Here is a 10,050-nt window from a genome sequence, read left to right as displayed (position 1 = left end):
GGGCCGATAGCTCAGTTGGTAGAGCAGTTGACTTTTAATCAATTGGTCCCGCGTTCGAGTCGCGGTCGGCCCACCATATTCTAAAAGCCCAGCCATTATTTATAATGGCTGGGCTTTTTTTGTCTTAAATTTGGTTTTAATAAAGAATAGTGTATATAACTGAAATATCCTAAAAACGCGACGATATTACTTTCACTGACTATATCGATATAATTTGGATATAGGGAAAGCGAATGAGAGTACTGCAAATAGTAGACTAAGCGAGCCTGACATCGTATCTGATTTATAGAGGACTACCTATAGAAGCTATTCTACTTTAGTAATCCTTGACCTTTGTTTTTCCACCTTTTAATTTATGCTTAATGGTGTCGGTTATAGTACGAGGCTTTTTGGGAGCTTGTGCGATAAGCATGTCAAAAGTTGCCGCGTCAATAGGCAGCTCGCAGCCATGCGCCATCATAACGTTAGAAGGACGTAAGTCTTTTATTTTTTGAAGAGATTGAACATAAGCTTTTGGATAATGAACTGGAAAAGGAGCGACAAACTTATGGCGTAGCTTTATAATTAAGTCAGCCGTATATACTTGCCTAGTTGAAAGGTGAAACAAAGACAAATCCCGATCGGTATGACCCGGTGTTTCCAGTACCTGCCACTCCTCAAAGCTAGGAATACAATCACCCTCCTTAACGGTAATATCAGGGCGCAGATGTGTTGGGTACCATAGGTTTGCATAAGGACGTTGTGTACGACGAGCAACATAATGAGCCAGCGCAATATCCGTTAAATACATAGCTTTTCCACTAATACCTGCATACCACGGCTTCGGTTTATCTGCGGAAACAATAAGGCAGCCTGTCGCTTTTCTGAGCGCACTAGCACCTCCTGCATGATCTGGATGCATATGCGTCACGACAACGACCTTCAAGTCTGTTATAGGACGTTGCAGCGTTTTTTGAATGTAACTAAGAACCATAGAGACGTCAGCACGGCAACAGCCATCTAGCAACATCAATTTATCGGGATATACTGCTAAATAGGTGCTTTGTATATAACCATCAAGACGTACAATCTCACATAAACTCATTATCTAACCCTAAGCCTGATCGTATCAGACTACTTTTATTAGGGTCTGTTGAACATTCAAATGTGCACTGGCAGTGGCTAAAACCACCCAAAACGTCGTTATAAACCTAGCTAAGATCTCAACATTATTGTCGGTTTACGCCTGATTTAATAAAAGGTTTGGTGCAATTTTAGCGATCAGCAGTTCTAATATTTGAATGTTCAACAGACCTTAATGAATATAATTTTCTTTATTATAACCTTCGTTCTCTAATAGTCAGTGACATTCAGTGAACGCTTGTGGCTATCTTTCTAAGCGAATAATAATTATAGGGTTATAAAAGCAAAAAAATCCAGCACTTAGGCTGGATTCTTTATATAGTAAAACAGGTTTAATTAAGCAAGGTCACGTACCTTTGGTTCACGCTCCCACAGACGAGATTTTGCATTATCAATAAAGGCGTCCAAATCAGCCAATGGCGTGACAAAGGCATCTTTTTCGATGGGCAGTTTACTTAATATAAACTCATCCGTCGCCCCGCAATAAGCAATGGCCTTACAATGCACGTAAGCATCGGTGAACCAATCTAATGCTGAGCTATCTTCTGCAAGCTTTTTGGCTTGATCCGGCATAATGATACTGACTACCGCATCAAACAATACTGAAGGGCCACCAGCCAAACGCTCGTCGGCTTGGATACGTGTGCCGTCATCCAACTCTACTTCTTTGTTAGGAGCAACGATTTTTACCATGCCGCCCTCTTTATTGACCGCTTCTTCAAACTTCTGAATTTCGCTATGCTTTGACCCTTTAGCTACTAGAATACCGACTAAGCGACCATTCAAAGTTTTAGGCGTTCGACCGATAGTTTGTAGAGGTTTTGAAGTCGCCATATCTACTACTGGGGCTGCGGCATCAGCAGGTTCAGGCAATTCCATTCCCAAGGCTTTCGCAACTCGATTGGCCAAGTCTTCATCGATATGCGGCAAGTGACTTAGCATACGAGTACGAACGTGTGCGGTGTCTACTTTACCTAGCTCGAACGCATAAGCCGTTGCAATATGCGCTTGCTCAGTAGCTGTCTGACTACGATAGAACATACGTGGCTGGCTATAATGATCTGCAAAGCTCTCAGCACGGATACGGCCTTTAACACCATCATCCAACTGCTCATGGAATGACTCAAAACCGTGCTTAACACTTTCGCGAGGACGGCTTTGATCCAAGCTTTGTGGCTCATACAATACTCTAGTCTTAGGTACCCGCATTTGCATATGACCATCCTGCTGATTGTTAGCAAACGGACACTTTGGTGCGTTGATAGGAATCTGTGCAAAGTTTGGCGAGCCTAAACGAGATAGCTGGGTATCCAAATAACTAAACAGACGACCTTGTAACAACGGATCATTACTATAATCAATACCCGGTACTACGTGTGATGGGCAGAATGCCACTTGTTCTGTTTCAGCGAAGAAGTTGTCTGGATTGCGATTCAAGACCATTTTACCGACTATCTTAACTGGTACTAATTCTTCTGGAATCAGCTTAGTAGCGTCTAAATGGTCAAACGGGAATTCATTAGCTTCTTCTTCGGTAAATAACTGAACGCCAAACTCCCACTCAAAGAACATACCATTTTCGATAGCTTCATACATATCACGGCGATTATAATCAGGATCTGCGCCTGAGATTTTTACTGCTTCATCCCAAATTAAAGACTGTACGCCTAATACTGGCTTCCAATGAAAGCGTACAAAGGTACTCTTCCCTTCTTTATTAAGAAAACGGAAAGAGTGAATACCAAAGCCTTCCATCATACTAAAGCTACGTGGTAACGCACGATCACTCATCAACCACATAACATTATGCATGGTCTCAGGACTTAACGAGACAAAATCCCAGAACGTATCATGGGCAGATGCCGCCTGCGGGAAACCACGATCAGGTTCTGGTTTTACTGCATGAATCAAATCTGGAAATTTAATGGCATCCTGAATAAAGAAAATCGGCATATTGTTACCGACAATATCCCAATTACCCTCTTCAGTATAAATTTTTACAGAAAACCCTCGGACATCACGTGGCGTATCCTTGGAGCCTTTATTACCGGCAACCGTAGAAAAACGCGTAAATAAAGGTGTCTGCTTACCTGTTTCAGTCAGAATTTTAGCGGTGGTATATTCTTCTAATGACTCTGTTAGCTCAAAATAACCATGCGCCGCACTACCACGAGCATGGACGATACGCTCTGGAATGCGTTCATGGTCGAAGTGATTGATTTTTTCGCGTAAGACGAAATCTTCTAACAAGGCCGGACCACGTGCGCCGGCTTTTAACGAGTTTTGGTTGTCTGAAATTGCAACGCCTTGTTGCGTGGTTAACACCTTGCCATCGTCACTAGCACGCTGATGAGTCTCGCCACCATTACCACGCGCAGGGTTCATATCTTTGGCGGGGTCGTTATGATCAATATTCTTTTTCATAAAATATCCTAGCTTATAAGTGAAATGGACTCTAATGAGACCAAAGAAAGCACCTACACAGTTCTAATATCCCTAGAGATAATAATGACTTCAACTGTCGTTTAATTGTCTGTGTTTTAGCGATGCTGATTGTTAAAAAGATAAAGAAATTATAGGCTTGCGACTTATCTTAGCGAAAAATTCAAAGTTACACGTCATATAAATAGTTAAGCTTGTTGATATTTGGTTAATAATACTGGGAATTGACAGTAAAAATGAGGTGCATTTTATTATTGATAGCCATGCTTGTCATGAGCAGGTTCTATAAGGTACTCTCTAAAGTATGCCTTGCTAAAATATGCTTCATCAAACTATAGCTTGCTTGCGAGCCACATCTTATGAATAAAAAGAGAGCTCAGCCAAGCATTTACCCTGATCATTCATAAATAAAGGACTACTTATGTTATCGAACGTCATTCACCCCGCTAAGCGTTTGTGCCAATCTCTGCTCTTTACCACGTCATTGGGCTTAATGGCACTGACCGTTAGTCAAACAGCAGCAGCTATTACGACTAAAAATATCACTTATACGGTAGACAATCAAAATTATGAAGGCTATTACGCCAAAGCCGATAAGGCCAATGCGCCTTTTATTTTGCTCATTCATGATTGGGATGGGTTGACTGATTACGAAAAAAAACGAGCTGATATGCTGGCGACTGAGGGCTATAATGTCCTAGCTGCTGATATGTTTGGCACGGGTATTCGCCCGACTGAGTTAGCAGACAAAAAGCGTCTGACTTCTGAGCTTTATAAGAATCGCAGTAAGATGCGCCGTATTCTGACGGCGGCGTTAAATACTGGACAAGCCCAAGGTAATAATGTCCGCGAAGGCGTGACGATGGGTTATTGCTTCGGTGGTGGTGTCGCGCTAGAGCTGGCACGTTCAGGATTTGAGCAAAAAGCCTTTGTCCCTTTTCACGGTGGCTTGGAGACGCCAACAGGTCAAAGCTATAGCAATACTAAAGGCGAGATATTGGTGTTTCATGGCTCAGCCGATGAAGCCGTACCGTTCGAAGATTTTGCCGCGCTTAACAAAACGCTAGAAGCAGCTAAAGTACCGCATGAAATGATTACTTATAGTGGTGCAGTACATGCTTTTACGGACTTCAATAATAAAGATAGATATGATGCTCGCGCAGATGAACGCTCTTGGAATCGTTATCTAAACTTTTTAGAGAATACTTACAAATGAGTTGCTACTCAAGTTGTTAAATGACATTTTTATGAATGGTATTATTTTGCACCACTTTAGCTATCAGCAGTGCTTTCTTGTGAATGTTCAACACGCACTAAACTGACTCTATCTTTTTGAAAACAAGTAGCTGATTGTTGGCTGGCATCGGATACACTTTAACCAATGTCAGCCAATTTTTTTCAGCCAACGCTACAACATCTTCTTTATCGCGTATACCGCTATTAGCATCACGTTGTCGTAGTGCTTTATCAAACTGACGATTGCTGTTACTCGTATAAAGCCCATTGTCATTGAAAGGGCCATACACTATAAATTTACCACTATCAGGTAACATCTCTCCCACTGACTCAAAAAGTCTTTCGACCAAAGACCACGAAATAATATGTAAAGTGTTGGCCGTAAATACTGCATCATAAGGCTTGTCGTTAGCACTTATAGAAGACTCATTGTTAAGGCTTCTAGGTAGCGTGTCAGTCGTTAAGTCAAAAGCCAAAGGTTTATATAAATTAGAGGCAGGGTGAGCATCATGCCAAGCTTTTATAGCAGCGTGATTGGCGACAATATCGCTAGTTTGCCAATTGAGATGAGTTAGGTTTGGTGCAAAGTACACGCTGTGCTGACCCGTTCCTGATCCTACTTCTAATACTTGCGAATATCCTACTAACTCTTTTTGCAAAACAGACAGAATGGGTCGCTTATTGTTCTCACAAGCTTGCGAAAACGGTAGCTTACTTTGATTATTGATACCGGTGTTGCCTAAGTTTTTATTATTCATAACAGCCTTTTAAACCCAATTCAGAATTAAAAACTAGTAAATACCCGCTTCTAATCCAGCTGCCAATGTCATAGCAAGCTCTTCTACTTGCTCAGCAAAACTGTCTTGCCAATCGCCCTGTAGTATCAGCGCCTCTTGAATCCATGACCAACGTAGCCCCGTTGTAATCGTTTTGAGCGCAAGCTTGGTGCCTGTACCATCATGCCCTGCCCGTATATATACCGCAAATGGCATACCCTGCTTTTCCTCTAACACAGGAGAATAGCAACGATCAAAGAAGTCTTTGGTGAGCCCAGCCATATACGCTAAATTCTCTGTCGTTCCAAGAAGAAGTGCGTCCGCCGCGAGTACATCTTCAAGCTGCGTGTCTTGTGGTGATTTCAGAATGACATTGATATCTATATCAGGATGGTTCGCACCATCGTAGGCCGCTTGTGCTAATTTTTTAGTATTCGGCGATGGTGCATGCGCAACGATAAGTAAGGTTTTGCTAGCCATATCAATCACCCTTATAGAGGTCACTAGTTCTTGGAATTAGTTGTTCTTGGAATCAGCAAATCTTAGAATTAATAGCTCTTAGAATTAATAGTCACTTTTTGAATAATATCAGGGTGCAAGCTATTAGCCACTGGGCAAGTTAAGGCGGTGTTATAGAATATTTTTTGCGTTTTATCATCTAACTGTTGATTAAAAGTAATTACGATATGTACTTCGCTAACACGTCTTGGGTCAGCTGCCATTACTTTGGTCACTTCAGCCATAGTGCCTGCAATATCGATATCCATATCACGAGCTTTGATACCAATAATCGTCAACATGCAACTGGCTAAGCTAGTCGCCAATAAATCAGTCGGTGAAAACGCCTCGCCCTTACCTTGGTTGTCAGTCGGTGCATCGGTAATTATTTGATTATTCGACTGTAGGTGAATGGCTTGGGTGCGTAAATTGCCTTGGTAGGTTACTTTTGAGGTGGTCATGGGGTTCTCTTTGGTAGTTATTATCGGACTACTGATTTTCAACATAATATCGTTTTACGACTATAAAGTTAAATGCACCATTTAAAGTAACATATTTAAGTCTGATTGAACTGCTTGATATTAGCAGTACTTGCACGATCAATAAAAAAGGCTATTGCTTTGGTTGCCTGCGCAGTCGAGCCGAGCGCCAACGATGGCATCATATGACGACAGAGCAGCAACGCGAGGTACTAAGGCTTATCGCAGGACGTAAACTACGTATCGAGCTCATGCGGCTGCGTAAAAACGAGCAGTTGGGATTTGATTTTGAAGAAGACGTTGAGATGGGTGAGTTGTTTTGATATAAGTTGTAGAAGATGAAAAGCATTTTATTGCTGAGATTTATTTTTAGATAATTCATTATGTATAGGATGAACCCAATACACTTTTCCTTCCAGTTCCTCAAGGTCAAGACTCTCTCTTAGTTCATCTCGAAGAGATGCAATCAAAGGATCAAAAGAAAAATCAGAGTCTCCTGTTCCTAATTCTGAATCTATTAACTGCTGCATTTGTTCTACTTGCCATTTTGTACCCATGAACTGGATGGATATTGATGCATCTCTAAGATGTTTAGCGGCTTCTTCTTTATTTGGATTACTACTGTACATCAACAAAGATTTAAAAGATTTTTTTAGATGATCAATTCGTTGTTCTGATTTTTGCTCATTTATTTGGAGTTTTACTGCTGATTGGTGAGAGTAGAAGGCAGTCGCTATAGCGATAATAGCTGGTATGAATATTTTTAAAAAATCAATAGAAACGAAGATTGCTAAAAAACGAGACATATTCTTTTACCTTTAATAACTTTGCTAGAGAAGTAAGAATTAATTAAGCTAAATGAACAATTAGAAACTGTTCAATATCACTAATCATAATTGCCACATCGCTATCGGTAAATTCTTCAGGCTTGCCATGTGCAGCGCTGTTTCTTATATCTGCTAAAGCGGTAATTCTTTTCTGTTGGAGCTTATTATAAACTCCCGCTTTAACAAGATCTGAATTCATTTTATCTAATTTACCTATAGTTAAGGCGTTTTGATAGCATATATCACGAAGTGTAGTTTCCAATACAACCCCAGCAATAACCGCAGCTGCTAGCTTATATCCACTAGACAGCAATTCTTGAGCCTGTTCAAGTTCGCTATCAAAAACATCTGCTTGTATCAAATTTTTTAATGAGGTTAGATAACCATTTTTATAATCATCCATTGCTGCTATAAATACAGACTTCATTCTCTTAAATGCATCCCACTGAGTTTCGTAACTACGTAGCTTTTCCGCCTTTATAAACTCTTCATAGTGTTGTGAATCTTTGCCACATGTGGAAACTAATAAATTTTTAGATTTTACTTTCCAAGTTAGGGTTTTTTCATTATCTACAACATTAACATTTCCGACAAGTTGATTATGTTGTGTTCCACGTGTTGCTTCAATTTCTTTCGTTTCTTCAAATAACTGATCAAATCTTTCAGATAATTTTTGAATCATGTACAGAACTCCATTTTAAGACAACACTAAGCTAAATGAAAGAATAACAGATGTTAGCGAAAAACACTTTTATTACTTATGCTTGCTAACTATAGTAGAGCCTTTATAAAAGTGGTACAGTAGTTTTAAAATAAATGAAAAGTAAAAAGATTATGACTTATTCAGCAGACTTCCGTGCTCAAGTGATTAAAAGTGTCGAACAACAAGATATGAGTATCAGACAAGCTTGTGCATTTTATGACATTAGTAAGGCCACGCTACAGAATTGGCTCAAAGACCCTAGTATTAAACTCACTCGCAATAAACCACCCAGTAAAATACCTAACGAAGCTTTATTAAAAGATGTTGAACAGCATCCAGACGATTACATGTACGAGAGAGCACAGCGTTTTGGCTGTAGTAAGTCGGGCATCGAGGCCGCTTTAAAACGTCTTGGTATCAGTCAAAAAAAAGACCTTAGAGCATCCAAAAGCTTGCCCATTAAACAGAGCTAAATATCTAAGTAAACTGGGCGACTACATCGCTCAAGGCTATGCAATTGTATACATGGATGAGAGTGGCTTCGAGGCTGAGACCATCCGCTCTCATGGCTATGCACCTATTGGTACCCCTTGCATCGATAGCTATAACTGGCAAGGTAGAAAACGCACCAATGTTATTGGTGCCTTATATGAAAAAGCGTTATTTGCACTTGATTACTTCGAAAAGAATATCAATGGCGACATATTCTACAACTGGTGCAAAAACACGCTAATACCAAGTCTTAAAATAAAATGCGTAATCGTCATAGATAACGCCAGCTTTCATAAACGCGTTCAGAGATTACTCAACAGGCATGGTCATCGCTTGTTATTTCTACCGCCTTACAGCCCTGATTTAAACCCTATTGAAAAAAAATGGGCACAGGCTAAGTTTCTACGACAAGGGTGGATGGAGAATAATTTACCTAAGCTGTTTCATGATATGGGTTGTACTAATTTTATTCTGGATTGACTATAGCATTATTCCAAACTCCTGAGCTATTACTAAGGAAAAAACTCACTTGAACTTGGGTTCCTAATATTTGATGTATAATATGACTTACTCTATTACAATAGGCCTGATCATTCCCATAAACTGAAACTGCAACACTCCGAACTTGGGACAAGGCTATACGCTCCAAAATATAGATATCTTGTTCCCATAATCCCCATCCATATATAACTAAAGAAGGCTCTAAAGTAGTGAGAACCTCTCTATAAACCGTATTTAAATAGCTACTACTTCGTATTGAATTTATTTTCTGCTTAGATGTACCTTCACTAACAAATAGTGGAACTACCTGCTCAGATTGCCATGCTCTTAGTATTGCTTCAAGCAAACCATCGCTGTTACCCTTATCATTAATTAACACCATGCTGAGAAAGTATCATGATACATTAACTTATAATTGTTGACTAATAATTAAAATATAAAAAATCCCCCAACCAGATAAATGATTGGGGGATAATCAGGAATAGAGAGCTGACGATGACCTGAGCGCCGTTAAGGCAAAGCACTGCTTTGCTAGGCAGCACAAGAGCAAATTCTTTAAATAGGATTTACTGTGTAGGTCACTAGGAATAAAAGATAAAAAAAAGAGCCATCCAATTAAGGATGACTCTTTTTTAGAATAGAGAGCTGACGATGACCTACTCTCACATGGGCGAACCACACTACCATTGGCGCTACGATGTTTCACTTCTGAGTTCGGGAAGGGATCAGGTGGGGCCATCGCGCTATTGTCGTCAGCAAAGGGGGTTAGATATGAGTCTGTTGTTTTTATTGTTTGACTTCAAGTTTTAGCTTGTTGTCGACCAACTTGTAACCTAACTGAATCAAGGTTAAAGGTGATATCGAAATATTCTTTCTTTTATTCTAAAGCTTTCGCTTTACAAGATAGATTAATTAGAGCTTTGATACAAACCACTTGGGTGTTGTATGGTCAAGCCAAACGAGCAATTAGTACA

12 protein-coding genes, 1 tRNA gene and 1 rRNA gene are annotated in these 10,050 nt (G+C 40.0%); 5 read left to right on the top strand and 9 right to left on the bottom strand.

The window, feature by feature from the left end:
• Positions 1-76, top strand: a tRNA-Lys gene (locus AAEY80_RS13890).
• A gap of 240 nt (positions 77-316) precedes the next feature.
• On the opposite strand, the gene AAEY80_RS13885 is transcribed toward AAEY80_RS13890, so the two are convergent.
• Positions 317-1,084, bottom strand: a complete 768-nt coding sequence (locus AAEY80_RS13885) for an MBL fold metallo-hydrolase (RefSeq protein ID WP_025653078.1) — start codon at positions 1,082-1,084, stop codon at positions 317-319.
• A 374-nt stretch (positions 1,085-1,458) separates the two neighbouring features.
• Positions 1,459-3,546, bottom strand: coding sequence for a catalase (locus tag AAEY80_RS13880; protein ID WP_502945555.1), 2,088 nt, complete (start codon positions 3,544-3,546; stop codon positions 1,459-1,461).
• A 439-nt stretch (positions 3,547-3,985) separates the two neighbouring features.
• On the opposite strand from AAEY80_RS13880, the gene AAEY80_RS13875 reads away from it, so the two are divergent.
• Positions 3,986-4,780: a dienelactone hydrolase family protein gene (locus AAEY80_RS13875; RefSeq protein ID WP_051395153.1), complete on the top strand. Its 795-nt coding sequence runs from the start codon at positions 3,986-3,988 to the stop codon at positions 4,778-4,780.
• A gap of 97 nt (positions 4,781-4,877) precedes the next feature.
• On the opposite strand, the gene AAEY80_RS13870 is transcribed toward AAEY80_RS13875, so the two are convergent.
• The 3 genes from AAEY80_RS13870 to AAEY80_RS13860 form a co-directional block, all read right to left on the bottom strand.
• Entirely contained in the window at positions 4,878-5,558 is a 681-nt protein-coding gene (locus AAEY80_RS13870; protein WP_025653075.1) for a DUF938 domain-containing protein, read from the bottom strand.
• Positions 5,559-5,591: 33 nt separating this feature from the next.
• Positions 5,592-6,056 (bottom strand): flavodoxin family protein, encoded by a 465-nt coding sequence (locus AAEY80_RS13865; protein WP_025653073.1) that lies wholly within the window; start codon positions 6,054-6,056, stop codon positions 5,592-5,594.
• A gap of 68 nt (positions 6,057-6,124) precedes the next feature.
• Complete coding sequence (locus AAEY80_RS13860; protein WP_025653072.1) at positions 6,125-6,535, bottom strand: OsmC family protein; 411 nt, start codon at positions 6,533-6,535, stop codon at positions 6,125-6,127.
• Between the two features lie 62 nt (positions 6,536-6,597).
• Between AAEY80_RS13860 and AAEY80_RS13855 the strand changes: the two genes are divergently transcribed.
• On the top strand, positions 6,598-6,876 hold the full coding sequence (locus AAEY80_RS13855; RefSeq protein WP_319802581.1) for a DUF1289 domain-containing protein: 279 nt from the start codon (positions 6,598-6,600) through the stop codon (positions 6,874-6,876).
• Positions 6,877-6,903: 27 nt separating this feature from the next.
• On the opposite strand, the gene AAEY80_RS13850 is transcribed toward AAEY80_RS13855, so the two are convergent.
• On the bottom strand, positions 6,904-7,359 hold the full coding sequence (locus tag AAEY80_RS13850; protein ID WP_025653071.1) for a hypothetical protein: 456 nt from the start codon (positions 7,357-7,359) through the stop codon (positions 6,904-6,906).
• Positions 7,360-7,402: 43 nt separating this feature from the next.
• The gene (locus AAEY80_RS13845) at positions 7,403-8,062 is read right to left on the bottom strand and encodes a DUF4145 domain-containing protein (RefSeq protein WP_025653070.1); all 660 of its coding nucleotides are present in this window, start codon (positions 8,060-8,062) and stop codon (positions 7,403-7,405) included.
• Between the two features lie 152 nt (positions 8,063-8,214).
• Between AAEY80_RS13845 and AAEY80_RS13840 the strand changes: the two genes are divergently transcribed.
• Together AAEY80_RS13840 and AAEY80_RS13835 are read left to right on the top strand one after the other, a co-directional pair.
• Entirely contained in the window at positions 8,215-8,556 is a 342-nt protein-coding gene (locus tag AAEY80_RS13840; protein WP_037026110.1) for an IS630 transposase-related protein, read from the top strand.
• On the top strand, positions 8,495-9,055 hold the full coding sequence (locus AAEY80_RS13835) for an IS630 family transposase (protein WP_156915661.1): 561 nt from the start codon (positions 8,495-8,497) through the stop codon (positions 9,053-9,055). Before AAEY80_RS13840 ends, AAEY80_RS13835 begins: the two co-directional genes overlap by 62 nt.
• On the opposite strand, the gene AAEY80_RS13830 is transcribed toward AAEY80_RS13835, so the two are convergent.
• Complete coding sequence (locus tag AAEY80_RS13830; protein ID WP_025653068.1) at positions 9,042-9,458, bottom strand: DUF4917 family protein; 417 nt, start codon at positions 9,456-9,458, stop codon at positions 9,042-9,044. The two genes, AAEY80_RS13835 and AAEY80_RS13830, sit on opposite strands and share 14 nt — an antisense overlap.
• A 261-nt stretch (positions 9,459-9,719) precedes the next feature.
• A 5S ribosomal RNA gene (rrf, locus tag AAEY80_RS13825) occupies positions 9,720-9,833 on the bottom strand.
• Positions 9,834-10,050: the final 217 nt, after the last annotated feature.

The sequence above is a fragment of the Psychrobacter sp. 78a-MNA-CIBAN-0178 genome (assembly GCF_040309625.1).
GTDB classification, from domain to species: Bacteria; Pseudomonadota; Gammaproteobacteria; order Pseudomonadales; family Moraxellaceae; genus Psychrobacter; species Psychrobacter okhotskensis.
This window is presented reverse-complemented; position numbering and strand designations above follow the sequence as displayed.

What these genes read in the sequence shown, in the direction of transcription:
- AAEY80_RS13840 (WP_037026110.1), top strand. Translation starts at nt 8,215, where the DNA reads ATGACTTATTCAGCAGACTTCCGTGCTCAAGTGATTAAAAGTGTCGAA.
- AAEY80_RS13875 (WP_051395153.1), top strand. Translation starts at nt 3,986, where the DNA reads ATGTTATCGAACGTCATTCACCCCGCTAAGCGTTTGTGCCAATCTCTG.
- AAEY80_RS13845 (WP_025653070.1), bottom strand. Translation starts at nt 8,062, where the DNA reads ATGATTCAAAAATTATCTGAAAGATTTGATCAGTTATTTGAAGAAACG.
- AAEY80_RS13885 (WP_025653078.1), bottom strand. Translation starts at nt 1,084, where the DNA reads ATGAGTTTATGTGAGATTGTACGTCTTGATGGTTATATACAAAGCACC.
- AAEY80_RS13830 (WP_025653068.1), bottom strand. Translation starts at nt 9,458, where the DNA reads ATGGTGTTAATTAATGATAAGGGTAACAGCGATGGTTTGCTTGAAGCA.
- AAEY80_RS13870 (WP_025653075.1), bottom strand. Translation starts at nt 5,558, where the DNA reads ATGAATAATAAAAACTTAGGCAACACCGGTATCAATAATCAAAGTAAG.
- AAEY80_RS13880 (WP_502945555.1), bottom strand. Translation starts at nt 3,546, where the DNA reads ATGAAAAAGAATATTGATCATAACGACCCCGCCAAAGATATGAACCCT.
- AAEY80_RS13850 (WP_025653071.1), bottom strand. Translation starts at nt 7,359, where the DNA reads ATGTCTCGTTTTTTAGCAATCTTCGTTTCTATTGATTTTTTAAAAATA.
- AAEY80_RS13860 (WP_025653072.1), bottom strand. Translation starts at nt 6,535, where the DNA reads ATGACCACCTCAAAAGTAACCTACCAAGGCAATTTACGCACCCAAGCC.
- AAEY80_RS13865 (WP_025653073.1), bottom strand. Translation starts at nt 6,056, where the DNA reads ATGGCTAGCAAAACCTTACTTATCGTTGCGCATGCACCATCGCCGAAT.